Here is a 26,093-nt window from a genome sequence, read left to right as displayed (position 1 = left end):
AAAAACGACCCCGAAGGCGGTCGAATATCAATAACCCCGGGTGCAAACCCGGGGAATAGAGATACCAAATCCTCCCCGTTTTGGCCAGCCGAGGCGTCAATCGTGCCAACCCCATACCGCCAAAACCCGTGGATGCCGAGTGGAAGCGGTTCTAAGGCGCATCATCGATTTTTGGAACTACCGAATCGCCGAACCGTTGGATCGAGAGAAAATCGATCTTACGTCTTGCGTCTTAAATCTTACGTCCACAAAAGAGATTGCTTCGGCTTTTGTCCGATGTCTAACGTCTTAAATCTCTCTCCAAGCCTCGCAATGACGGAGCGAGATTAGTTTCGCTTCGAAAAGCCACCAATTCGACGGTCAAACGATTCGACCATAAAATAACACATCCACACACCGCCTAACCAAAAACTAAAAAAACAACCCCCATCCCCCATGTACCTCCTTGCGACGCTAGTTCTTATTGCCAGTATCTTGCTGTACTTCCGGATCGCAGACCGATACAATATCATCGACAAACCCAACGAACGCTCCTCCCATACCCGCATCACCATCCGGGGCGGAGGGGTGGTGTTTGCCGTTGCCGTGCTGCTTGCCTATTTCCTTGGGATGGCGAGCTGGGAACTCGCCCTGGCCGTACTGATGGTCGCATCGGTCAGCTTTGTAGACGACATGCGCCCTTTGAGTCAGCTGCCCCGCTTCAGTGTACATCTATTGGCCTCCCTGCTCGTTCTTTACGAAGCCGGTGTCATGGAATTGGCATTGTGGTGGATTCCCTTGGCCCTCTTTGTTTTTCTCGGTTGGGTGAACATCTTCAACTTTATGGATGGGATCAACGGCATCACGGCCTTGTATGCCCTTGCCGTCTTGGGCGGATTCTATTTCCACCCCGAACTCAGTGATTTCCGCGGACTGATCGAACTGGTGGCCCTGTCGGTGCTGGTCTTTGGCTTTTTTAATATACGGCCAAAGGCCAAAACCTTTGCCGGAGACGTAGGATCGATCAGTATGGCCGTGGTGCTGGGCTACCTGATGGTACATCTGCTCGTGGCTACCGGAGAGGTTTTCTACCTGCTGCTGTTCGCTTTGTACGGCCTGGATGGTGCCCTCACCATCCTTCACAGGCTCATCAAGCGTGAAAACATCTTCCAGCCACACCGCAGCCACCTTTACCAATACCTTGCCAATGAGATGGGCTGGGGTCACCTTCCGGTCGCTTTGGGCTATTTTGCCGCTCAGGCACTGATCAACCTAATCGTGATACAGGTTGCTACCAATAGGGAAATAACCTTGCTTTTCCCATTTTTTATAATAATAATCACGCTGATCGTTGGATACATACTAGCAAAATACCTAATTTTGAAAAGACTAAAACCAGTGTGAGGGAAATGGAAGGAGAAAGAAAAGAGCCGCTGTTGCTTAAAGGGGGAATTCACGCAGATGAACGGGGCAATCTGCTTTATAACAACGAACTCCCAAAACTGGGATTTGATATCAAGCGTTATATCATCATCGAACCAAGGGGGATGCGGGGTTGGCACGGCCACCGTCATGAAGCCAAGCTGTTTAGTGTAGTAAACGGGTTGGTTAAAATTCTTTTGATAAAGCCCGATAATTGGGAAAATCCCTCTTCCGATCTCCCGGTCTCTGAGTACCTTCTTTCAGGCAATGGCGATACCTTGTTTGTCCCTGGCGGCTATCTATGCGGGATGCGCTCCCTCACCGAAGCAGGATCGGTGCTCGTTTGCTCGAATAAGAGCCTGGAAGAATCATTGAACGACAGCTACAAGTTCTCCCCCGACTATTGGCGGGAAAAGAGCATATACTAAGAGGGAAAAGCCATTCCTACGGCCTTTTTCTTGATACCTAGAAACCATTCCTACCACTTGCCGAAAACCAATCCTCCTTTCTTGGATATTTCCCAGCTGGAAGCGACTTACGGCAGGCCCACATCCATCGTCCTGCTGGCCTGCCGGGTTTACCTCGGGACGGTGCCTTTGGATTCCCTGGTCTCTTACCTCCACCAAGCCCCCGTGGATTGGAAGGAAGTACGACGCCTCTGCAAGTCCCACCGCATCACCCCCGTAGCCTATCGGGTACTGTTAAGATGCACCCCCCCTTCCCCATGGGCAGATATCCTAAAAAATGAGTTGAAGCGCATGGCCATTCATAGCATGGAAAAGGCCAAAGAAACTACCCGGCTGGTTTCCCTGCTACGATCCAATGGACTGGTGGCTTTTCCGTATAAAGGACTGGCATTTTCACTGCTTTTTTATGGAGACATCGGACTCCGTGAATCAGGCGACATCGATCTGATCATTGATCCCTCGGAGCTTCCTCTGGTAAATGAGCTTCTAAAGGCCGACGGATACGATCCCGACGAGGAGGACTTCGCCCAATTTTTGGGTTGGGAGCATTTTACCCTCACCCGTAGGGGCTACAACCTCAAAAAACTGGACCGCCGCAACCTGCCCATACACCTGGAACTCCACTGGCGGGTAATCTACGACTACTTTGGGGTGGGGAAATTTGACAACCGATTTTCCTATGAAACCAGCGAACAACTTTCCGTCTACGATCAACCCCTGCCGGTTCAGGATGATTTCCAGCAATTCAAATACCTGTATTTACATCACAGCCTCCACGATGGCCATGCCTACCTAAAGACGGCACTGGATATCGCCATGGGGCTAAAAAAGCTGAACCCTTCTCCCACAGAGTATACCACGCACCCCATCCTTCGGGAGCTGAGTGATCATTTTTCCCTAGCGGCGGCCGTTGAGGCCTCCAATCTCCTGTTTGGAAGCAGCTACGCCCTTCCGCCAATGCGGCAAAACAGCCAACTGGCCTCAACCCTGGCGAATACCACCCTTTGGGATAAGTCATTGCGCCCCGAAGATGTGGGAACCGGTTTTCGCTCGTATTTCCGCTTCCACACCGCGCTCATCCGAAAAAGAGCCAACTTCTACCCCGAATTAAGCAGAAAGATCCAGTTCTATTTTCAAAACCTGGTCCATTTTTTCCAGCCTAACGTAGCTGACTATCGCAGATTCAGCCCCAAATCCTTTTTTCAATACCAACTTCTATGGGTCATCCGACCCTTTCGCCAACTGATTATCCCCACCGATCCCCTCCAGCGCGAGGAAAGAGCCCAGCGACGCTCCCAGCTCCACCAAATTCACAAAGAAAAAGTCTAGCCCTACTCCTGTATCAAAGTCAGTTTTCCTACGAAGAAAGGCAATACTATCCACCTATGACTTCCTTATAGGGTTAACCCTTCCTTGAAACGGCATGCAATAACCTAAGGGAAGTTTGAATTATTGCCCTATTATGCGTACTTTCCGAATAATTCTTTAGATAACTCAGTAGCAAATACATCATGTATGTATACGGGGCGTCCGGACATGGGCGAGTGATAATTGACATGATCGATTCGTACGAAAAAATCCACGGGATTTTTGACGATGACCCTTCCAAGAAGGAGGTATTGGGCTACCCTGTATTGGGCTACTTGCCCGACGAATTTATCTTCAACAGTGACCTCTTTATTGCCATCGGTGATAATGGGGTACGGCGGGCACTGAGCAAACGCCTACACCATCGGGTCACCTTTGCCTCTATCATCCACGAATCAGCCATTTTTTCGAGGAGAGCCGAATTAGGGTCAGGCTGTGTGGTCATGGAGGGATCCATTATCAAGGTGGGCTGCAGCCTGGGCGAGCAGGTAATCGTCAATACCGGCGCATCCATAGACCACGACTGTCTGATCGGGGATTTTGTACATATCGCCCCTCAGGCCACCCTTTGTGGCGGAATCCAGCTGGGTGAGGGTACCTTGATCGGTGCCAATGCGATCATTCTTCCAGGTGTTAAGATCGGCGCTTGGTGCACCATTGGTGCAGGGGCCATCGTTCACCAGGATGTACCCGATCACAGTACCTGGATCGGCAACCGCTTGCAGGATAAGCGATTGAAGATAGGGGGGTGAAGATTTTTTGTCGAAGGGTGGTATCGTTTTATTGTTGAATTGTCGAATTGTGAAATCGTCGAACTGTTGAATCGGAAGAAAATCGGATCTAATATCTCAAATCTAACATCTAAACTCTTGTAGACTGCTTGTCTTATGTCTAACGTCTTAAATCTTACGTCTCCAAACAGGTTGAAATTGGCTTGCACATCAAACATTCCCGGGTTTTGGCGATATTTAAATGATATATGCTGCGCGATATACACTTCGTGATATAGGCCTGCGGCGATATATTGGGTTGTTGTTGCGAAAGCAGGGTAGCTTCGGATGTTTGGTTTTGGTAACGATGCAGGAGCGAAGTAATCTAGACAGCCGTTGTCGTCATTGCGAGGAGCGGGCGACGAAGCAATCTCGTTAGTACTGTCGAACCGTTGGATCGTGGGAAAATCGATCTTACTTCTTGCGTCTTATATCTTACGTCTGCAAAAGGAGATTGCGTCGGCTTGAGGCCAGTAGACAGCTTTAATGTTGGTTTTTGTGGTTTGCCGCTATTCCTCTTTTTGTCACTAATCTCCAAGCCTCGCAATGACGGAGCCATAGTCGTCATTGCGAGGAGCGGGCGACGAAGCAATCTCGCTAGTATTGTCGAATCGTCGAACTGTGCGATCGGGAGAAAATCGATCTTAGGTCTTGCGTCTTAGATCTTACGTCTTCTAATGGGTTGAATTCATTGGTTTGCAACTCTAGGTATTCCCGGGTTTTGGCGATAATTGGTCGGCACGATGGGCATTTCCGCAGGCCAAAACGGGGGGGGGGTTGGGTATGTTTTGTTTTTCTATAAACATGGCACCCCTTCGGGGTTGCGGTATCGGGAATGAGGCATGGGCGAATTTCAACAGCCTTTGTCGTCATTACGAAGAGCGGGCGACGAAGCAATCTCGTTAGTATTGTCGAACCGTGGAATCGTCGAATCGTTGGATCGGGAGAAAATCAGATCTAATATCTCACATCTAATTTCTCATATCTACAAAAACGACCCCGAAGGCGGTCGAATATCAATAACCCCGGGTGCCAACCCGGGGCACAAGGATCCACCCAGTCCCCTGTTTTGGCCAGCGGCAGACCCAATCATCCCAACACCGTGCCGCCAAAACCCCGTGCAGATCGTAGGGCAAAAGACCTTCGGGGTTCTAAAAAACCCCAAAGGTCAGATGGAGAACAACGACCCCGAAGGAGGTCGAATATCAATAACCCCGGGTGCCAACCCGGGGCACAAGGATCCACCCAGTCCCCTGTTTTGGCCAGCGGCAGACCCAATCATCCCAACCCCGTACCGCCAAAACCCGTGGATGCCGGGTGGAAGCGGTTCTAAGGCGCATCATCGGTTTGTGGAAATGCCGAATCGCCGAACCGTGGCATCGGGAGAAAATCGGATCTAATATCTCAAATCTAACATCTCATATCTCCTTATTACCGTCGAATCGTTGGATCGGGAGAAAATCGATCTTACGTCTTGCGTCTTAAATCTTACGTCTACAAAAAAGATTGCTTCGGCTTTTGTCCGATGTCTACCGTCTTAAATCTCTCTCCAAGCCTCGCAATGACGGAGCGGATTGTATCTCGATTATGAATGGCACCGATTCGACAATTCGACGGTCAAACGATTCAACAATACCATACAGATAAGCAAAACCCTAACCCCCAGAAACCAAAAAAAGGCTGCCCCCCTACCGGAGACAGCCTTTTTTTTATTTTAGATCAGCGATGTATTAATAACCTGGGTTTTGAATCAGGTTTTTATTTCGCTGCATCTCGTCTATGTGGATAGGCATCCAATACATTTTATCCAACCACATACGGTTTTCCAACCCTGGATCCATATCGATCACCCTGTATTCATAGTTGTATACATTGGGGTCGTAACGGTATACATTTAGAGACTGACCGGGCTTGAAGGTACCAACAATGCTGATACCGTTCGCCTGCCTTCCAAGTGTAGTCGGAGCAATCATCCACCTACGGGCATCGTAATACCGCTGCTCTTCATGAACCATCTCCTTACGTTTCTCATTGATAAAGGCCATTTTCAGATCATCGCCAGACTGCGTAAGGGCTGGAAGGCCTGCACGGAACCTGATCTTGTTAAGCCATTCCCTAGCTTCCGCTTCCTCACCAAGGAAAATACAAGCCTCAACATAATTGAAGACAACTTCTGTAAATCGGATATTCGGCCAAGGAATTTCCTGCCATGTATTTTGATCTACGAAATTTGGATCAGGCTCAATGAACTTACGAATGTAGTATCCGGTGTGGGATCCGTTCCAGTTTTCGATGGGGCTGTTTCTGGTATCCAAACCAAAATGGGTAACCGCTTGTCCTTGTGCGTTGGTACGCTGATAGGTACCAGTTTGTATCTGACCAAGCGGATCCAAGGATTGGTTTGCAGGTGAGCGGGGTTTCCACTGCGCACCATCATACAAGAAAGTGGCATAGAAACGAGGCTCTCTATTTTGGTAAGGAGCAGTGCTGTGGGCGGGGTCTGTCCAGCTAAACGGAGTACCGTCCATCATCGCATAGTCGTCGATCAACAGTTGCACAGGCGTGTTTCCGGCCCAGTTGTTGTAGCCATTTGGCCCGTTGTGGAGTCCGTGACGCCCACCTGCCTCTGGCTTCTGAGCAAGGAAATATCTACCGAGAAGCATCTCTGCCTCGCCACCACCTCTGGAAAGGGAATTGTTGATATACACCTGCACCGCCTCGCTATGAGGAAGGGGCTCAGTCAGGTTCAGCATATTTCCTTGGGCAATATCCAATACTGCTTTGGCTGCAGCCTTCGCACGCTGCAAACGCTCTATACGGTTACCTGAGGTGTATCCAATCAAATCCTTATGCTGATAGGAAGAAATCACACTGGACTTTCCGGAAGCTACCGAAATGTCATGCAGGTCGCTGGCCGCGTAGATCAATACCCGAGATTTCAGCGCCAGGGCAGTAACCCGGTTGGCACGGCCTCTAATCATATTATGTCCCGTCAGCAATTGCGCTGCTCTGTCCAAATCCTGTACAATGCTCTCAACAACCTCTGAAAATGTGTTTCTCGGTAGCTCATAGGTTTCCTCCTCCAACGTAAAAGGACGGTCCGCAATGGGGATGCCTCCAAAGTTACGAAGCAGCTGATGGTGGAAGTAGGCTCTCATGAAGGTAGCTTCTCCCAGCATACGATCTACGACACCGCCTACGTTCTCGAACTGGGGATTGCTCAGTTTAGAGATGGCAATATTGGCTGACCGCAGGCCATTGTACATGTTGAGCCAAGAGCGGGAAGCATCCATCCATCCGGGTGCCTCGGGATTCGAACGCGCTTCTGTGACGACGTTGATGCTTCGTCCGGGGTGGGTAAATATGGCCTCATCGGTAAGGGAAGCCAATGCCTGCTCTGAAAACCCTCCCATACCGAGGAAGGAGTAAATATTGGTAACGAAGGCTTCCGCCAAGCCTGCATCGCGCCAAACGGCCGCTTCAGATACCTGTCCTAGGGGCTGGGTGTTCAAGAACTCGTCGTTACACGAGCTCATAGACAGCGTAGCTGCAATCAACCCTACCCAAATATGTTTTATTTTGTAATTCATCTGTTTACTTTTTTTGGGCTTAGAATGTTACTGATAGACCTCCGTTGATGATCCTAGCCTGCGGATAGTACTGACCGGTCGCGTTGTTGGACTCAGGATCATATACTTTCAGTTTATCCCAGGTCAGGAGATTCAATCCGTTCATGTAGAACCTCAGGTTGCTGATACCGTATCGGCTGCCAAACTGGGCAGGTACCGTATACCCAAGCTCAAAGTTCTTCAAACGGATGTAGTCCGAACTTCTCCACCAAAAGTCGTTGCCGGATGAGAAGTACTGGTCACTTCGGTTGGCGATACGGGGATACACGGTGCTGGGATTATCGATGGTCCAGCGGTTTTCGTAAAACTCCAATAGGTAGTTACCAATGTTTCCAGATTCACCGGCACTAACAAGGGCGATAGCTCCGGCGGCGCCTTGGAAGAGAACTGCCAAGTCAAAGTTTCTCCAACGGGCGTTCATGTTGACACCACCTTGGAACCTTGGGATATCGTTTCTGTCCATTCTCACCCGGTCATTTGGCGTAATCCTGCCGTCCCCGTCAAAATCCTTGAAACGCATGTCGCCAGGTCTCAACTGATTGGTAATTGCAGAGTAGTCCAAGGTATTGGCGGCGATTTCCTCTTCGGTGGCAAACACCCCATCATACAGGTAAACCGGTGCGGGAGTATTCATAGGAAGACCGGTAGAACGCTGCCATTCAGGTGCTCCTGGAGGTTCGTCCCAGAAAAGGATTTTGTTGATCGCATAACCACCGTTAGCACTTACGCTATATTGGAAGTCACCCTTCTGTCCTCTGTAGCCTACATTGAAATCAAAGCCTTTATTTTCGATTTCACCGATGTTCTCAGCAGGCAAAAGTGCTGCTAGTCCACTGGATTGAGGCACAGAAGCATTTCTTCTCCAAAGGATGTTGGTCCGCTTGTTGTAGAAGTAATCCAACTCGAAGAAGATTTTGCCGTCGATCAAGGAACCTTCCAAACCTATGTTGGAGTTGTTGGCAACCTCCCAAGTAATGGCATTGTTGGGAACCCGTGTTTCAAAGAGGGTTTTAGCCTCGTTGTTTTCCAGGATATGGCTTCGGAAACCGTAGGTAGAAAGAAACTGGTATTCCTGCAGGGCTCCTCCGAAGAAGATCTGGTCGTTACCCATTTGGCCCCAAGAACCACGAAGCTTCAAGAAATCCACTGCACGTACGCTGTTTTTCCAGAAGTCTTCTTCCGATACAACCCATCCACCCATCACACCAGGGAAAAATCCGAATCGGGTATCTGCCGGGAAGATGTATGAACCGTCATACCTCCAAAGGAATTCAAACAGGTACTTTTCTTTGTAGTTGTAGGCCATCCTACCGAAATAGTTGAGACGAGCTTGCTCAAAGCCTCCACCACCGTTGTCCTTTTCGGCGTCCCCACCCGCAAACATCTGATCGATGGCTGGGGAAATAAAGAACCTTCGGAAAGCCCAGAAATCATCCCCTTCCACGGTTTCCTTGTTCGTACCTGCTAGGAAGTTCAAGCCGTGATCGTTGATCTGCTTATCGTAGGTTAAAATACCTCCCAGCATGATATTCAACTGATTGTTGTTGGACTGACGTAGGCGTGGTTCAGCAGGCCCCCTTTCGCTGGGAACCAGTACGGGTGTAACCCCGTCGGCTTCAAATCCACTTCCCCGCTGATACAGGATCCAAGGAGTTTCCCATCGCTTCTGGAATCGGCTAAGTTTATCTACGGCGGCAGTACCTTGGAACTTCAACCCTTCAACCCCTGGGATTTTCACGTTGATTGCACCGTTGGTTTGGAAATAATCACGGGTGTCTCGGTCATAACCGGTAGCGTTAGTGGTAATAACCACTGGGTTTTCACCGTTTTCGATGTCCGGACCTGGTCTTCCATCAGGCCAGAAAGCTGGCTCATGGGGCTTACCCCTCATTTGCATACGGAAGATCGCACTTGCTGGTCTGGTAGGGAAGAATCGGTATTCCTGGCGGGCGAGGACACCCAATTGCAGATCGATGTACTCGTTAACTTTGGCATCCAGATTTAAGCGCATATCGTACTGCTTGTACCCGGTGGCCGCATTGCGGTAATACGCATCCTGATTTTGGTAACCCAAAGACGCGAGGTAGCGAACATTTTCACCACCACCGTTCAACTGAAGGTTGTGACGGGTCTGTGGAGACCAGGGCTTCAATGTTTCCGCGAACCAATCGGTATTGGGATAGTTCCAAGGATCTGTTCCCGCCCGGTGCATTGCCAATGCATTTGGGCTAAATGGAGCCGTACGTACGTCGCCGTTTGGACGGGTATAGGTTCCGGTAGAACGGAATGCATCGGTAGCCGCTCTCCATTCGCTAACAGGGAGTTGGTATACCGTCAGGTCGTTTAACATCTCACCGTATTGGGCCGCATCCGCCAATGCAGGGATAACGGTAGGCTGTGCGAAGCCTTGATTGAACTGGTAAGTCAATTCAGGCTTACCGGTTTTACCTCTTTTGGTTGTAACGAGAATTACACCGTTTGCCGCACGAGCTCCGTAAATCGCCGCTGCCGCGTCTTTCAATACTGAGATGGACTCAATGTCGTTCGGGTTCAATCGCTCGATACCACCCGCTCTGGCGGGAATACCATCAATCACAATCAGAGCGTCGTTATTCCCCAATGTGTTGGAACCCCTGATACGGATACCGGAGCCATCATAACCCGGTTCACCGGATCGGTTAACTGCAATTACACCTGCCATCCGGCCGGCGATGGAGTTACTCAGGTTCATGGCTGGAGACTGTACGAGCTCGGCACCTTTTACGGTAGCCACGGAACCGGTGATGGTTTCCTTCTTCTGCTCGCCATATCCCACGACGATTACCTCACTGAGTGACTGCATGTCCGGCATCAGGGTTACCTGTATGTTGGACTGGTTTCCTACTTCCGATTCGAAGGGCGTGAACCCTACAAAGGAAAATACGAGGACATTGTCGCCAGGCTGCAGGGATACACGAAACTGGCCATCGATGTCTGTAACACCACCGCGCGTGGTGCCTTTCACGAGGACGGAAACACCCGGAAGTGGAAGATTATCCTCCCCGGAAATGACCGTACCCGTCACGTCCCTGGTCTGGGCTTGCATGGTCAGCGTCGATGCCATAAACAGCACCAAGCCAAGCCATAGCAACTTGATTTTGGGTAAATAATTTGTCATACGTTTTTTGGATTTAAGAATGTTATAATGAATGATTGTTAAAACGACACGTTAAATATGAAGGGTTTATTTAATTTTTGCAACGGTTCGTTTTAAACGAATTTTTTAATTTTATTAAACGAAAGCGCAAAACTAGGCTTAACAATAAAATTTTATCAATAATTTCAGACCATACACGAAAACTTGTTAACCATCGACCAGATACATTGTCAAATATCAAAAAATTGTATGGTTTAAAATTAATTTAGTTTTCACCTAAAATAGTAAACATTTTTACCTGTCCCGTAAACCAGTTGATCGTTTTTCAGGGAATATTCCTTCTATATGCCCGGCTCTACAAAAGACCCGTTTTTCCTGATTGGTTTTCTTGGAATATGGTGCTACTTTTGGGTTGTAAGGTTTACAACAGGAAAGAATAGTCGGCCATTGGCTGCCTGTTCTTTATTTTTTTGGTCGCCAGTGAATCGGTCAATTCTCCTGAAAATGAGGGGTATATGCCAAAAAATAGAATCGTTGGCATTTAACCCATAGGATGATGGCTACAGCTTGTACGCCATCAGTCGTTCATAGATGGGCTGACAGGCTCCTAAAAGCGGTTCCAAGCTGACCGGAAAGGTAATTTCCTTGGGCTTATAGGGAGCAAATCCGGTAGATTTATGCACATTGGCATACCAATACGGCGCCCAACATCCATCTTCCTTTCTCGGACCGGACTCCCAAGAAAGCATGCAAGTATCAAAAGGGATACCCACATACTGGCAGAATCGCTCGAGGTAGCCTGCGGGATCCAAGAGGATATCCTTTGAATCCACCACCACAAACGGGATGTTTTCCCTTAGAAAATAATCGAGTAAATCCTGCTGGGACTGGTATCCCACATCCTGCATAACCGGCTTATTGATTACTTCTTTAAAAGAGGAAAGCATTTCTTTCGGCTCACGCGTAAGAATGACGTTGAGCCCCTCCCGCATAAACGACCGATCCAAATCCAACATGTGATGACACATGTTCTTAAAAAACAGCACGGGCTTTTCACTGTTTTCCAACATGGCCGCGACCACGCGCTCGCCATCCAGCTCCATGGTTGACAAAATCTCGTCTGTCCCAGGATGATATTCCTTTGCAGGGCTATTTGCCAGATAAAACCCATAAAAGGGTTCATCCACCACGTGCGTGTCCGGGCGCTGGGCAAATGCATACATCAATGCCGTCGATATATTTCTGGGCCCTGACCAGATAAAAATCCGCTTGGTCATATCCTCCTCTCTTACAATTGTCGCTTGATTTCCTCTTCGATTAACTGATCGTACCAATCGCTAAGCTGCTTGGTTACAGAACCGAATCCGCCCTTTCCTATCGGTTTGCCATCGATGGCATTGACTGGGGTGAGTCCTCCGAAGGTTCCCGTGACGAATGCTTCATCGGCACCGTACAGGTCAAAAAGTGAAAAGTCTTTTTCTCTACAAACCAAGCCATGTCTTTCGCAGAGCTCGATCACATGCCCACGGGTAATCCCATTCATACAGTACTGCCCGGTAGACGTCCATACCTCTTTTCCCTTTACCATAAAAAAATTGGTGGAATTACAGGTAGACACAAAGCCATTTACGTCGAGCATCAGCGCCTCATCTGCCCCCGCCTCCAAGGCCTGGATCAAGGCCTGCACCTCGTGCAGTTTGCTATGGCAGTTGAGCCGGGGATCCAAATAATCGGGAGATCCACGGCGAATGGTACTGGTCCATAGGGTGATGCCCCTGCTTTTGTTTTCCAAGGAAGCTTGTTTATGCTCGGCCACAATCACCACATTGGGCCCGGATATGGTGAAGCGAGGATCTTGGGAAGGGGTCTTCTTGATACCCCTGGTGACCATGACCCTGACGTGAACGTGGTCCCTCATCTGATTGGCATCCAGCGTCCGCTGAATAGCAGACTGCAATTCCTCCCGCGAAAAGGGCAAGTGCATGCCCACCACTTTCGCTGACTGCCAGAGCCTGTCCAGGTGCTTGTCCAAAAAAACCATTTTGCCTTGGTGGTATCGGAAAGCCTCCCATACCCCGTCGCCCACCAGGTAGCCACTGTCAAAAACAGAAATTTTTGCGTCCTGCCGAGGAAATAGCTCCCCATTGATGGAAATCAGTATATCTTTATTCCGCTCGTCCTCTACGGCGTTGTGCGTTCCTTTTACCATACCGGTATACTTTTATTTAAGTACTTCAATGCTGTTTAATTCAGGATTGCCCCCTCGGTTGCCACAGCCCGCCGCAACGTAGTAGTTGCCACCCAGCGGTACAACCTGCATGCCGTGCCGGCCACGCTCCAGCCTATTCAACAACTTCCATCCCTTGCCTGGCTCAAAATATTCCACTTCGTTATGGGCAACAACCTGATGGTCACTCTCCCCTCCTACCACGATAAATCCGGCTCCATAATTTACCGCAGAATTGCCCGCGCGCTCGGTCGGCAGATTGTACTCAGAACGTAAGGTTTCCCATCGCTTCGTTTGGAAATCATAGACGTCTACTTCCGCATAGGTAAGCTCAAATCCATGTCCTTCTTTGGCGAAAGATCTCCTACCACCCACCGCGTACAGCTTATCATCCACCACTACTGCCTGGAAATGGTCCCTGACCCGGGGCATATCCGGCAGCTTGGTCCATTTGCCCGTCGCCGGGTCGTATTCGTCCAAATACTCGCGATTGTCTGCCCAATGCCCATCTTCTGCCCCACCCAGCAGGTAAAACTTATCCTTATAGATTGCTACCCCGGCAGCACCTCTGCGACGATCGGATGGGATTTCATCCCCTTTGGTCCAGGTATCCGTCGCAGGATCGTATATATACACATGGGGGATGGGCGTTTCGTGAGGGTACCCACCGGAAAAAGCTCCCAACACGTAGATTTTATCCTTAAATGAAACGGCCTGAAAATGGTGCATTTCCATCGGGGCCATACCTCTCTTTTCCCAGCGGTTGGTAGTGGGGTCGTACGCCTCCACGGGTTTCATGCCGCGTCCGCCCAATAGATAGAGCTTATCGCCAACGGCAGCAGCCGCACATTCGTGCCGTTCCGTACAGGTGGGTGTTGGGTGCAGGGTGGACCAAGTCTGGGCCTGAAGCGACCATCCGGTCAGAAAAACAAGGAAAAAGAGCATGGTTCGGTTCATAATAGGCGTCGAAAGTTTGAGCGGCTAATTTAGGCATTTCGTACCAGATGCCACTCCCAAAAATTTAAAAAAACCGACGCCTCTGGTTCAATATCATACACCAAAAAATTTATCTACCGGAGAATCCGGGCTTTTGATAGAAGGGTAGCCCTTGAACATTTTGTTCCGCTTAGTATATATTCCGACAGAATGGTTGCCTGTGCGTTTACCTTGGGAGGAAGACCATAGGAAGGTAACCGATTTGGGCAACTGCGTACTATTGAAAACCGGCACACCACCTACGTTGCCAAAACGGCCCTAAAAGTCCGTTTTGCTAAACCACTAGTGGGTTCGGATCAAAAACTCCTTAAACTTGGTGTAGTCATTTGCCAGTGGAATGGTCTTCTTCTCCCCTTTCATGAACTCCAGCAAACGCGATGGTAAATTTATTTTATCTCCAAGGGTGGCTTCTACCACATCTCTAAACTTGCCCGGGTGGGCCGTTTCCAGAAAAATCCCATCAAATCGCTCGGACTGAGAGGCCAGAAAATCCTTCAACCCCAGGTACGCCACCGCTCCATGGGGATCCATTACATATCCCGTGGAATGCTTCACGGCAACCATCGCTTTCCTAGTTTCTTCGTCGGTATAATAACAGCCCTTTACCTTTTCCCTAAGCACCTTTTCATCTCCGTCATAGAGCGCCAGCAATCGGTAAAAATTACTTGGGTTTCCCACGTCCATACTGTTGCTAATGGTTTGGATGGAGGACTTGGGGGTAAAGGGACTTCCGCCCAAATAATCCGGCACCACCTTGTTAACATTGGTAGCTGCGACAAAGGTATGTATGGGCAGCCCCATGCGCTCGGCCAGCATACCTGCGGCAATATTGCCAAAGTTGCCACTCGGCACCGAGAAAACAACCTTACCATGATCCTGTGGCAATCGGGATACGGCATAGAAATAATAGAGACACTGGGGGATCCATCGGGCGATATTGATGGAGTTGGCCGAGGTGAGCAACATGCTTTGCTGGAGCTCAGGATCCAAAAAGGCCTCCTTTACCATCCGCTGGCAGTCGTCAAACACGCCATCTACCTCAAGTGCTACCACATTACCTCCCAGGGTCGTGAACTGTTTCTCCTGCAATTCGCTGACCTTTCCCGAGGGATACAGAATGACAACCTCCACGCCGTCTATGCCAAAAAAACCGTTGGCTACGGCACTTCCAGTATCTCCCGAGGTTGCCACCAATACCCGCACCTTTTGGTTGTCCAGAAGCAGGCTCATCAGCTTGGAGCAAAACCTGGCCCCAAAATCCTTGAACGCCAACGTGGGCCCGTGAAACAGCTCCAAACTAAAGATGTGGTCCTCAATTTGCACGATCGGTGCATCAAACTGCAAGGTATGATCCACCAAATCGGTAATCTGGGCAACGGATAGGTCTTCCGAAAAAAGCGCGCCGATCACCTCGTATCCGATTTCCCTAAACGACATGTCGCGCATTCTGGCGATTCGCTCGGGAGCTAGTAAAGGCATGCGCTCTGGCATGTAAAGCCCTTGGTCTGGAGCCAATCCCTTGATGACTGCTTCCTGAAGGGAAACACTATGCCTACGATCGTTAGTACTAAAATATCTCATTCTTTTTAAAATGGTCCTTACAATGAACAGATGCCCATTGGCCTATTTTTTTTCTTCAACAACGTAAGCACCACGGGTATTGATGGCCGAGACGTACACGTCGATGGGAAGACCCACTTTTTCATATACTGCCTGGGATCTTCTGCTTACCTCCCAGGCAATCTCCTCGGTAGGTGATAAGATAAACAGCGTGGGACCTGAACCGGAAATGCCACACCCCAACGCTCCAGCCGTTTTGATGGCCTCCTTCATTTCTTCGTATCCTGGTATAAGAATCGAGCGGGAAGGCTCGGCGATCACGTCGTTCAGGGATCGGCTTATAAGTTCCATGTCTTCCTGGTAGAGTCCTGCGACCAAGCCGGCAATATTGCCCGATTGCGTCGTGGCGTCTTTGAGGGACACATGCTGCTTCAGAACACTCCTTGAGTCGGCCGTATTGAGGACCAGGTGGGGATGCACCAGCGTACAGTACAGTCCTCTGGGCACATTTAGCGGAATCACATCGAGCGGGTGGTAGTCCCTGATCAGGACAAAGCCCCCTAGCAGGGCAGGTGACACATTATCGGCATGGCCTGCACCGCAGGCTACTCGTTCCGACTCAATGGCAAAAGGCAACAAGGCAGCCTTTTCGAAGGGGTTCCCCAATAATCTATTGGTGGCAACCAACGCGGCCACCGCAGAGGCAGCACTGGATCCCATACCGCTTCCCAACGGCAACCCTTTATACAATTCGATATCGACCCCTCCTTTAAAGTCCATTGCCTTTAACATGGCGTTCACCGCCACACCACAGGTGTTCTTATCGATAGCAAGCGGAAGCTTCCCGTTGTCCCCTTCGATGCGGGTGACGCGGATTTCATTGGTGTCGTTAAGACTGACGGTCACTCTATCACCCAAGCTGTCAACCGCAAATCCAAGTATATCGAACCCACAGGAAACATTGGCCACGGTGGCGGGGGCAAAGGCTGTCACTTTTTTCATTTCCATGGCTATCTGGAATAATTTCCAAGTCGAATAATATCGGCAAATACACCTGCAGCGGTAACATCCGCACCAGCACCAGGCCCTCTGATAATCATCGGAAACTCATGGTAGCGTTCAGTAGTAAACAGAATCATGTTGTCACTGCCCACCAACGAATAAAACGGGTGGCTCGCACCTACCGAGCGCAAACCCACGGAGGCCTTGCCGTTTTCAAGCACTGCCATAAAGCGTAATTTCTCGCCCTTCCGGTTTGCCTCCTCCAGCAATCCCCTGAAATGATCATCGTGTGCTTTGAGCTTTTCCATAAACTCCTCGACCGACCTGGTATGCACACAATCATCCGGCACCATACTTTGTACCGTCACATCTTCGAAATGAAGATCCTGCTCCGCCTCCCGTCCCAAAATCAGGATTTTTCGGGCTACATCCATCCCACTCAAATCATCCCTTGGATCCGGTTCGGTGTATCCTTTCGCCTTCGCATTGGCCACGACCTCACTAAAGGGCAATCCCTTGCTGAGTTCACTGAAGATGAAATTCATCGAACCGCTCAGTACTCCCTCGATACGGATCACACGATCCCCACTCAAGATCAGGTCCTGAAGTGTATTGATAACCGGAAGACCTGCCGCGACATTGGTCTCATACAGGAACTTTATGTTTCGCTGGCCTGACAGCTTCTTGAGCTCTTTGTATTTTTCCAACGTGCCCGAATTTGCCTTTTTATTGGGGGTAACGACCGCCACTTTTGATTCCAGTACACGCTGATAGCTGTCTGCCACCTCTTGGCTGGCGGTACAGTCCACCAACACGGAATTGGAAAAATTCATGCTGTTCATCGTGTTCAAAAAAACATTCAAATCCATCGGCAAATCCCGTTCGGAAGGCACTGGATTCTTGGCCAGATCAAAGCCGTCCTCGTCAAACGCCATGTACCGGGAATTGGCCAAGCCGTGGATCTTGATGTCCAGCATGTAATCTGACTGGAGCTTGGACAACTGATTATTGATCATCTTGATAAGAGCCCTGCCGATCAGGCCCACACCGACCAAAAATACGTGAAGTACCTTATTATCGGCAAGGAAAAAGGCTTCGTGCAGGGCATTCAGCCCCTTTTGTAGGTCTGTCTGCTTGATAACTGCCGAGATATTCAGCTCCGAACTTCCTTGGGCGATTGCCGATACATTGATGTTGTTGCGGCCCAACGCCTGAAAAAGACGCCCGCTGGCTCCAGGGTGGTGTTTCATATTCTCACCGACCACGGCAATGACCGCCATATTGGGCACCACGGCCACCTTATCCATTTCCCCTGCGATGATCTCGTAGTGGAACTCTTGTTCCAGTACATCTTTGGCCTTTTCGGCATCAGAAGACTTGATGGCAATGCAAATACTGTGCTCCGAAGAGGCTTGGGAAATCAAAATCACGTTGACCTGTGACCTTGCAAGGGCTCCAAAGACACGGCTGCTAACCCCAACTACCTCAACCAGTCCCGATCCCTGTACGTTGAGCAGGGAAATCTGGCTCAGCGAAGATATTCCCTTGATCAGCTTATTGTTTTCCGTTTCCTCGCAAATGAGGGTTCCTGGATTACTTGGATCAAAGGTATTTTTGATATAGATTGGTATTTTTCGCCGCATGGCCGGCTGCATAGTAGCCGGAAATACCACCTTTGCCCCAAAGTGCGAAAGCTCCATGGCCTCGCTGTAGCTAAGCTGAGGAATGGTAATGGCAGAATAAACCAACTTCGGGTCTGCCGTCATCACCCCGGATACGTCTGTCCAAATCTCCAACGACTCCGCTTTTAACGCGGCAGCAAAAATAGCCGCTGTGTAATCGGAACCGCTACGTCCGAGTGTGGTCGTCTCACCCTTATCGGTAGATGCGACAAAACCAGTGATCACCAATACTTTATCCTTGTTTTTGGTATAGGCGTCCCAGATCAATTGGTTCGTTGTAGGGAAATTAACCTTTGCATTCCCAAAATGGTCGTTGGTACGGATAACGTCCCTGGCATCCAAATACACCGTGTCCATCCCCTTCTCACGGAGAGCTTCGGCCAAGATATAAGCGGAAATACGCTCGCCGAAGCTAACCACATAATCGGAGGTACGCCCGGAAAACTCCTTGATCAGGTAAATACCATGGAAAAGATCCTCCAACTCATTGAACCGCACCTTCACATAGGTAAGCACGGAGGATTGCTTCTGGACCGAGATCAGTTGCTTTACCAACTGCATGTGCCGCTTTTCCATGGACAGTAGCAGCGGTTGATAGGCGGGGTCATTGTTTTTGGCTAATTGAGAACAACGCAACAAATCCTCCGTCACTCCTCCAAAGGCAGAAAAAACCACGGCTATATCGCCTTTTGCCTTTTCTTTCGCCAAAATGCCGAGGACATTCTTTATCCTGTCAATATCTCCAATGGATGAACCGCCAAATTTTACTAATTTCATTGCTTTGCGTGTGATTAAAAGGTAAGGTATCGACCTGGAATAGGCCTTCGGGAAAAGGGGAATATGTCTCTACAAACGGGATTAACCCGTAATAAATGTAGGGAAGAAGCAGGTGGTACCGGTGGAAAAATAGGCGCAGTCAACCGCCCGATGAAGATCGGACGCCGGTTTACCTGATACTGTTTGTACTGCGTAATCCATGCTTATCGAATTGAGGCACAATTCTAAGGACAAAATTTATATATCACAAGTTTTGACGCCTGAATTACCAAAAGAAAGCCTCTATGAGCCCGATGCGTTGCCATTCGGTAATTCCACCCGTACCGCGCAAACAAAAAAGCTGTCTAGCGACAGCCTTCTTTTCTTCGGGTATCGATGACATGCGTTATCTGCCATCCCGAAGCTGTATTGATAAGTTGAAACGAGTTTACCCCACAGTGGCTGAACTCGCTGTTCACGTAAAACTCATAAGGTGTCCATGCATGGGCCAATAATCCATCCACCTGAATGCTGTATGCCAACAGCCGCTCATCCAGTTCAACTTCACTGGTAGCTACTCTTTTCAGGAAATCACTTACATCGCTGCTGCCCAGCTTGGCAACAGATCCTTCCTCAATGACGGTCTGCATCACGGCATCCACATGAAATGCCGCTTGGATCGTGGCACTGTCTTTCCTTTTCATAGCATAAAAAAAGTTCTGCAACAGGTCTCGAACCTCTGACTCAGGGCTGGTCTGCTGCGCATAAACTTTCTGCAAAGAGAAGCTGCACAGAAAACCCACCACGCATAGAAATGAGATGAAACCGCTACTTTTCATCGATTGCCCCTCCTGTGTTTGTCTTCACATCCAATATCTTGGGATCCCCAGAATACGTGATTCTACCACGGGTCGCCGCGGTACCCCTGAGGGACTCGGTCACACGAAAAGACCCCTTGGCATTGGTGTTGATTTTCACCTCCGCATGGGCGACCTCAAGCCCATCCCCCTCTATTTCGGAATTGGTGGCGGCTGAGAAATCCAACTTGGAAGTTTTCCCCTTCACAAAAATCTTGGCATTCGTCTGTGCCTCCAATACCAACTCCTGAACCTGTACCTCCGCCTCTATGTAGCTACTGGTGGCTGCGGACAATCTGGCCACGCGTACCACCATGGGATCCCGCAAAAAAGCCCTGGCACTTGTGTTGGTCTGTATAGATTCGAGCTGAACATAGGTTATGGTTGCCTTTACGGTCGCCGACCGCGGCGTCACACCTGTAATCTTCATTTCAAATTCCCGGTTTGTGACACTGGTTTCAACCCGGGAAAGCTCAATTCCCGATGCGGTGATTTCAATTTCGTGCTTGTCCCCCTTTACAAAAACCACCTCAATCCCATTGGAAATCTTGGCAGCATTGAAAGCAGGCAATGGCCGGGTTTCTTCGCTGGTTTGCGCATACAGCACTTGGCTAAGAAAAAAAACCGCCAATAGACCAAATCCAATCTTCTTTACCATATATCGAAATGTTTATAAATAGTTTCATCACTTTTTTTTAAACCCACTACACCCCTCCGTACAATTTAAAGGTCATGTTCCGAAGGGCTTCTGAATTTGCCGCGTAGTGCATGGCCTCCGCAATTTCGGCGGGAGACACCCACTTCGTGAAGTCTGCATCCGGCATAGACTCCCGGTTTTGGGGAGTATCAATGATACTCGGCACAAAAACGTGGGCACGTAGGTGGCTGTCGGATGTTGACTTGGCGGTAAACTCAGCGAGGTCTATTACCATACCCTTACTCAAAGCGTATGCCAAAGCTCCCGTTCCATGTTCTTTTTCAAGAGCAGGCCTTGCCCCTACGAACAAAAAACATCCCCGGTTTGCCTTTTTCATCGCGGGCAAAAAACTTTTGACCATCGTAAAGGCACTGAAAAAATTAAGCCGAAACATCCGGTTCAGATCCTCCAGCCCGGTTTCTTCCAACGATCCCATGGCAAAACCTCCCACAAGCAAGGCCAAACAGTCCAGGTCACCGTACTGCATTTGGTATTCCCTGGCAAATCCGGCAACCGCATCCTCGTCGGTGACATCCAGCTGATACACATCGTCTGCCTCATCGAGTTCTTCCTCAGTACCCGGTTCCACCACCGCGATGACTTGGTACCCTTCCCGCTTAAACTTTGCAATGACAGCCCTGCCCAAGTTACCGGTACCTCCAGTGACAATGATATTCCTATCCATTCCTTATTAATTTACGTTCGTAAGCGATAATTTTGTGCACCGCTCCCCAAATCCTTAAAATTAAGACTTATTTTTGAAATACTCATGAATTCCCGAAAAGACCAGATAGAAGTCTCCGAACGGAGAAGGAGAACCATCTTTCTGTTAAAAATCCTTGTGTACGTCGCTCTGCTATTGATCTCGGAATACCTAGGCCAATTGGTAGAACCCTACTTCCCAAAGATTTACCGCATCCTCAGTGCATTGGAGGTAGTCGTTGCAGGCAACCTTATCATATCCCTTGGAAGGATTGTCTTGATCCGATTTTATCTTCGGAAAAAACGGCGGACTGGACTTCATGGCAACTTCGTGTTGGGCATCAACCGGATTGCCAGTATTCTGAATGTCATCGTTGTGCTGTTCAGCATCATGGTATTGTTTGACATACAGCCGTTGGAGTTCCTCTCCAGTATCACGATCGTGGCCGCCGCAATTGCGCTGCTTTCAAAGGACTACATCACCAATATGATCAACGGACTGATCATTATGTTCTCCGATCAATTGACGCTCGGAGACCATATAAAGGTCGGGGATTTTAAAGGAAAGATTCAGGATATTACGCTTTTGAACGTGATCATAATGAATGAAGACGATGATCTGGTAATGATACCCAACAGCCTGATACTTTCCTCCCATGTGGTAAACCATTCCCGCCAAAACAGCAAGAAAATCTCCTTGGAATTCGAGATAAAGCTGACAGAAAAACTGAACCTCGACGATATGGAAACCACGCTAAAAGACTACCTAAAACCCTACGATAGACATATTACCAAGAACTCCTTTGTTTTTAAGGCCATGGCCATCCAAAAAGACGCCGTTAGAGTAAAGGTTCAGCTGCAGCTCAACAATGGGGAACGAACGACTGAAAAAGAGATCAAGCGAAAAATCAACCAAAAGATTATCCAACTGGCCAGTGAATGCTGAACGAAACCACTTTTTCAACGACGTATACGAGGTAGTGCGTCAAATACCCCGAGGACGCGTCACCTCGTATGGCGCAATCGCCGCATACCTGGGCACAAAGGGCAGTGCCCGGATGGTAGGATATGCCATGAATGCCTCGCACCTAGACGAGAGCATCCCCGCACACCGTGTGGTCAACCGAAACGGCGTCCTGACGGGAAAGCATCATTTTGAACATCCGAATAAAATGGAAGAATTGCTTACCGAAGAGGGGATTAGGATCAAAGGAGATCGGATCGTTGATTTTCCGTCGGTATTCTGGGATCCCGAAAAAAACCTGTACCTTTAATGAACACCCATCATAATTAACATTTTAGTAACATTTCCTGGTTTTGTTTGAATTTCACACACTTTTTTGGTTAAAAAAAAATCAAAAATTAAAACGCCTTCAATTTAGTTTGGGAAATTAAAATAGATTTTTATATCTTTGAATTACATTTTTAACAATGTAAAATCGAATATCAAATATTCGGCAACATTATTGCAGACCACAGATCAATTGATTTTGTCAAAAACACAGAATTATCACTTATGGCGGAAACTTTGATCGCGGAGTCCCAAAAGGTCAATACAAAAAAAGCTCGAAAGAGAGCTAAAATCCTGACCTTAGCCCCCAGTAAATTTTTAAATCCGAATCAGGACCAACTCAAAAGAGTATTTGATGTGATCGTCAGCGGTGTTCTTTTCGTCGTTGTATTTTCATGGCTATTTCCCCTCATAGCACTGTTGATCAAACTGGACTCGAAGGGGCCGGTATTTTTTCGCCAGTTGCGCCATGGAAAAAACAACGTGCCGTTTTACTGCTATAAGTTCAGAACGATGCATCCAAACAGGGAAGCAGATTTTAAACAAGCTACCAAGAATGACCCTCGGGTCACCCGCCTAGGCGCTATACTTCGCAAGACAAGCCTGGACGAGCTTCCACAATTTATCAATGTCTTGTTGGGCGAAATGTCAATAGTAGGGCCTCGCCCCCACGCGATGCCCATGAATGACCGTTTTTCCGCAGAAATAACCAATTTTATGTACCGCCATACCGTAAAACCCGGGATTACCGGCTTGGCACAAGCAAAGGGCTTTCGTGGTGAAACCAAAAATTTTTATGACATTTATTCGCGTTGCAAACTGGATATATTTTACGTTGACAATTGGTCTCTTTTGCTGGATCTGAAGATAATCGTATGGACAGCGGTCAGCCTTCTGATCAAAAAAACAGAGGTATATTAAGCTTTAGACTGATTTCGCCAACTGAGCAAATAGAGGCCAAGAAACATAAACCCTCCATTTAAAATCAATATTTCAAAACCAAACCTATACCCGTTGAACAATGCTTCCGAGTTTAAAGATACCAGGAATGCCAAAACAGGTGCAATCACCGAGGCAACTGGAACCCATTGGTCACGCACGGCTCTGCTAGTGAAAAGCCCAAAACTGTAAAGGCCCAACAAGGGTCCATACGTGTACCCGGCAATCAAAAAGACGGCATTGATAACACTTTGGTCATTAAGCCATTCTACTACCAAAATTACGATAAACATAAGGGCCGTGAATCCCAGATGAACCTGTTTTCTTACACTCACCTGCTTGGCCACCTTATATTTCTTTTGAATTTGAAGGAAGTCATAGCAAAATGAAGTGGTCAAGGCGGTAAGTGTAGAATCCGCACTGGAGTAGGCCGCCGCTGTGATACCAAGCACAAAAACCACACCTGCAAATGTGGAAAAATGGGTACTGGCCAAAAACGGGTACAAATCATCCGACCTGGACGGCAATTCAATCCCCCGGGCTTCTGCGTAAAGGTACAGCAATACACCGAGGGTCAGGAACACCAGGTTTACCGCCACCAGAATATTTGTAAACCAAAACATGTTTTTCTGGGCATCCTTTAGACTCTTGCAGGTCAGGTTTTTCTGCATCATGTCCTGATCCAGCCCGGTCATCACAATGACGATAAAGGCACCTGCAAAAAACTGTTTGAAAAAGTTGGTGCTTTCCTGCCAGTTCCAATTGAACACCGTGGAATAGGGATGTGAGGCAACAGCATCGACCATTTCACCAAACCCGTATCCAAGTTCTGTCTTCACCAGCCAAATACTGACGAATACGGCAACCAACATGAACAGCGTTTGCAGTGTATCTGTCCAAACCACCGTTTTTATCCCTCCTCTATGGGTATACAGCCATATCAGCGTCACGGTCATCAAAACGGAAACCCAGAAAGGAATACCCCATGCGTCAAAAAGGATCAACTGCAAAACGGAAGCAACCAGAAACACGCGGATAGACGACCCTAGGGTGCGGGAAAGAATAAAGAAAAACGCACCTGTTTTATAGGACCAAAATCCAAATCGGTCTTCCAGGTACCCATAAATAGAGACTAGGTTCAATCGGTAGTAGAGGGGAAGCAAAACCTTGGCAATAACCGCATAGCCAAGTGTATAGCCCAAAACAAGTTGAAAATAGTAGAAGTAACTGTTGCCGACCTCACCGGGAACAGAAATAAAGGTAACTCCTGATAGCGAGGCTCCGATCATGCCAAACGCCACCAAAAACCAAGGAGACTGTCTGTCCCCGGTAAAGAAGGTTTCGGAAGAAACCTTTCTGCTCGTAAACCAGGAAATCGAAAACAACAGCAAAAAATAGCCGCCTATAACGGCCAAGATCAGGGTGATATCCATATGTGATCAGGCTTGAGAGGTTTAAAATTGTCACATTTTATTATCTTTGCAAAATGAAACCACTAGAACATTTGATTGAAACCGAGGAGGAGGTTCTGGTTGAGGAGATTGTCGACCAGGAATCACATGATTTAATCGTGTTCAATGACGATGTGAATACCTTCGATCATGTCATACAAGTTTTAATGAAAGTCTGCGGACACTCCCCGGAACAGGCCGAGCAGTGTTCCCTCATCATCCATTACAAGGGCAAGTGCACTGTCAAGAAAGGTAGTTTTCAGAAACTGAAGCCAATGTGTGAATCCATCTTGGATGCCGGTATACAGGCTACCATTGTCTAACCCCATTCCTTGTGAACTTCCCCTCCAAGCTGATCGAAGATGCGGTCAATGAAATCAGCAAATTACCCGGCATAGGTAAAAAAACCGCCCTACGGCTTTCGCTACACTTGCTAAAACAAGACCAATCCTTCGCTACGTCGTTGGCACAAGCCATTATAGACCTACGTACAAGGACCACCTATTGCACGGTTTGCCACAACCTCTCCGACACCCCCGTCTGTTCTATTTGCAGCAGCCCAAAGAGAGACCATTCGGTCATTTGTGTGGTCGAAGACATTCCCGACGTATTGGCTATTGAAAACACAGCCCAATATACCGGATTATACCACGTACTGGGGGGGGTAATCTCCCCCATGCAGGGAATTGGTCCGGACAACCTCCACCTTGACTCACTCCTGAGGAGGACGGAAGTTGATTCCAATAAAGAACCCGTTCGGGAAATCATTCTTGCCCTGCCGGCCACTATGGAAGGAGATACCACAGCATTTTACCTAAGCCGCAAACTTAAACCCACTGGCGTTAAGATCACTACGATAGCCCGTGGAGTCCCTGTTGGTGGTGAACTGGAATTTACCGATGAAATAACCCTGGGAAGGAGCATTTTGACACGCACAAATTATTCTACCGAATAATTTGGGGATTTCAAATCACTATCTATCTTTGCAGACCAATAAAACGGATTAGCTCAGTTGGCTGGAGCGTCCCGACTCGGTCGGGAAGGTCATCGGTTCGAATCCAGACGAATAGTAAATGGGGGATTAGCTCAGTTGGCTAGAGCGCTACACTGGCAGTGTAGAGGTCATCGGTTCGAATCCGTTATCCTCCACTATCTTTTTTAT

22 protein-coding genes and 1 tRNA gene are annotated in these 26,093 nt (G+C 48.5%); 11 read left to right on the top strand and 12 right to left on the bottom strand.

Annotated elements, in window-relative coordinates:
- Positions 1 to 435: 435 nt before the first annotated feature.
- From ADIS_RS16370 to ADIS_RS22765, 5 genes are all read left to right on the top strand, one after another.
- Complete coding sequence (locus ADIS_RS16370; protein ID WP_010855755.1) at positions 436 to 1,383, top strand: MraY family glycosyltransferase; 948 nt, start codon at positions 436 to 438, stop codon at positions 1,381 to 1,383.
- A 5-nt stretch (positions 1,384 to 1,388) separates the two neighbouring features.
- Positions 1,389 to 1,829: a WxcM-like domain-containing protein gene (locus ADIS_RS16365; RefSeq protein WP_010855754.1), complete on the top strand. Its 441-nt coding sequence runs from the start codon at positions 1,389 to 1,391 to the stop codon at positions 1,827 to 1,829.
- A gap of 57 nt (positions 1,830 to 1,886) precedes the next feature.
- Entirely contained in the window at positions 1,887 to 3,197 is a 1,311-nt protein-coding gene (locus tag ADIS_RS16360; RefSeq protein WP_162141579.1) for a nucleotidyltransferase family protein, read from the top strand.
- Between the two features lie 182 nt (positions 3,198 to 3,379).
- Positions 3,380 to 3,988 (top strand): acetyltransferase, encoded by a 609-nt coding sequence (locus tag ADIS_RS16355; RefSeq protein WP_035806535.1) that lies wholly within the window; start codon positions 3,380 to 3,382, stop codon positions 3,986 to 3,988.
- 1,190 nt (positions 3,989 to 5,178) lie between these two features.
- Positions 5,179 to 5,406, top strand: a complete 228-nt coding sequence (locus ADIS_RS22765) for a hypothetical protein (RefSeq protein WP_155907569.1) — start codon at positions 5,179 to 5,181, stop codon at positions 5,404 to 5,406.
- Between the two features lie 330 nt (positions 5,407 to 5,736).
- Here ADIS_RS22765 and ADIS_RS16345 read toward each other — a convergent pair whose 3' ends face one another.
- From ADIS_RS16345 to ADIS_RS16295, 11 genes are all read right to left on the bottom strand, one after another.
- The gene (locus ADIS_RS16345; RefSeq protein WP_010855748.1) at positions 5,737 to 7,596 is read right to left on the bottom strand and encodes a RagB/SusD family nutrient uptake outer membrane protein; all 1,860 of its coding nucleotides are present in this window, start codon (positions 7,594 to 7,596) and stop codon (positions 5,737 to 5,739) included.
- 19 nt (positions 7,597 to 7,615) lie between these two features.
- Complete coding sequence (locus ADIS_RS16340; protein WP_010855747.1) at positions 7,616 to 10,792, bottom strand: SusC/RagA family TonB-linked outer membrane protein; 3,177 nt, start codon at positions 10,790 to 10,792, stop codon at positions 7,616 to 7,618.
- Between the two features lie 539 nt (positions 10,793 to 11,331).
- Entirely contained in the window at positions 11,332 to 12,048 is a 717-nt protein-coding gene (locus tag ADIS_RS16335) for a sulfotransferase-like domain-containing protein (protein WP_035806530.1), read from the bottom strand.
- Positions 12,049 to 12,059: 11 nt separating this feature from the next.
- On the bottom strand, positions 12,060 to 12,980 hold the full coding sequence (locus ADIS_RS16330; RefSeq protein WP_010855744.1) for an aminotransferase class IV: 921 nt from the start codon (positions 12,978 to 12,980) through the stop codon (positions 12,060 to 12,062).
- A 12-nt stretch (positions 12,981 to 12,992) separates the two neighbouring features.
- Entirely contained in the window at positions 12,993 to 13,955 is a 963-nt protein-coding gene (locus tag ADIS_RS16325) for a Kelch repeat-containing protein (protein WP_155907568.1), read from the bottom strand.
- Between the two features lie 321 nt (positions 13,956 to 14,276).
- Complete coding sequence (thrC, locus tag ADIS_RS16320) at positions 14,277 to 15,575, bottom strand: threonine synthase (protein WP_010855741.1); 1,299 nt, start codon at positions 15,573 to 15,575, stop codon at positions 14,277 to 14,279.
- Positions 15,576 to 15,617: 42 nt separating this feature from the next.
- On the bottom strand, positions 15,618 to 16,556 hold the full coding sequence (locus tag ADIS_RS16315) for a homoserine kinase (protein WP_035806543.1): 939 nt from the start codon (positions 16,554 to 16,556) through the stop codon (positions 15,618 to 15,620).
- Positions 16,557 to 16,564: 8 nt separating this feature from the next.
- A complete protein-coding gene (gene thrA / locus ADIS_RS16310; RefSeq protein ID WP_010855739.1) occupies positions 16,565 to 19,015 on the bottom strand; it encodes a bifunctional aspartate kinase/homoserine dehydrogenase I in 2,451 nt (816 codons plus the stop codon).
- 344 nt (positions 19,016 to 19,359) lie between these two features.
- A complete protein-coding gene (locus tag ADIS_RS16305) occupies positions 19,360 to 19,833 on the bottom strand; it encodes a nuclear transport factor 2 family protein (protein WP_155907566.1) in 474 nt (157 codons plus the stop codon).
- Entirely contained in the window at positions 19,823 to 20,509 is a 687-nt protein-coding gene (locus ADIS_RS16300; RefSeq protein WP_010855735.1) for a head GIN domain-containing protein, read from the bottom strand. Before ADIS_RS16300 ends, ADIS_RS16305 begins: the two co-directional genes overlap by 11 nt.
- A 46-nt stretch (positions 20,510 to 20,555) precedes the next feature.
- Complete coding sequence (locus ADIS_RS16295) at positions 20,556 to 21,233, bottom strand: SDR family NAD(P)-dependent oxidoreductase (RefSeq protein WP_010855734.1); 678 nt, start codon at positions 21,231 to 21,233, stop codon at positions 20,556 to 20,558.
- Positions 21,234 to 21,317: 84 nt separating this feature from the next.
- Between ADIS_RS16295 and ADIS_RS16290 the strand changes: the two genes are divergently transcribed.
- The 3 genes from ADIS_RS16290 to ADIS_RS16280 all read left to right on the top strand — a co-directional run bounded on the left by ADIS_RS16290 (position 21,318) and on the right by ADIS_RS16280 (position 23,462).
- Positions 21,318 to 22,196 (top strand): mechanosensitive ion channel family protein, encoded by an 879-nt coding sequence (locus ADIS_RS16290; protein ID WP_010855733.1) that lies wholly within the window; start codon positions 21,318 to 21,320, stop codon positions 22,194 to 22,196.
- Positions 22,186 to 22,524, top strand: coding sequence for an MGMT family protein (locus ADIS_RS16285; protein ID WP_035806528.1), 339 nt, complete (start codon positions 22,186 to 22,188; stop codon positions 22,522 to 22,524). The genes ADIS_RS16290 and ADIS_RS16285 overlap by 11 nt, the downstream gene beginning before the upstream one ends.
- 242 nt (positions 22,525 to 22,766) lie before the next feature.
- Positions 22,767 to 23,462 carry a sugar transferase gene (locus tag ADIS_RS16280; RefSeq protein WP_010855730.1) on the top strand — a complete coding sequence of 232 codons (696 nt, stop codon included), beginning with the start codon at positions 22,767 to 22,769 and terminating at the stop codon, positions 23,460 to 23,462.
- Here ADIS_RS16280 and ADIS_RS16275 read toward each other — a convergent pair.
- A complete protein-coding gene (locus ADIS_RS16275; RefSeq protein WP_010855729.1) occupies positions 23,459 to 24,913 on the bottom strand; it encodes a sodium:solute symporter in 1,455 nt (484 codons plus the stop codon). The two genes, ADIS_RS16280 and ADIS_RS16275, sit on opposite strands and share 4 nt — an antisense overlap.
- Positions 24,914 to 24,966: 53 nt before the next feature.
- On the opposite strand from ADIS_RS16275, the gene ADIS_RS16270 reads away from it, so the two are divergent.
- The 3 genes from ADIS_RS16270 (at position 24,967) to ADIS_RS16255 (ending at position 26,080) form a co-directional block, all read left to right on the top strand.
- Entirely contained in the window at positions 24,967 to 25,254 is a 288-nt protein-coding gene (locus tag ADIS_RS16270) for an ATP-dependent Clp protease adaptor ClpS (protein WP_035806526.1), read from the top strand.
- Between the two features lie 11 nt (positions 25,255 to 25,265).
- Positions 25,266 to 25,886 (top strand): recombination mediator RecR, encoded by a 621-nt coding sequence (recR, locus tag ADIS_RS16265; RefSeq protein ID WP_010855727.1) that lies wholly within the window; start codon positions 25,266 to 25,268, stop codon positions 25,884 to 25,886.
- Between the two features lie 120 nt (positions 25,887 to 26,006).
- A tRNA-Ala gene (locus tag ADIS_RS16255) sits at positions 26,007 to 26,080 on the top strand.
- The last annotated feature ends 13 nt before the right edge of the window (positions 26,081 to 26,093 follow it).

The organism is Lunatimonas lonarensis (assembly GCF_000390185.1).
Classification (GTDB): Bacteria; Bacteroidota; Bacteroidia; order Cytophagales; family Cyclobacteriaceae; genus Lunatimonas; species Lunatimonas lonarensis.
The sequence above is the reverse complement of the archived record's forward strand: the minus strand, read 5'-3'. Positions and strand labels throughout refer to the sequence as shown.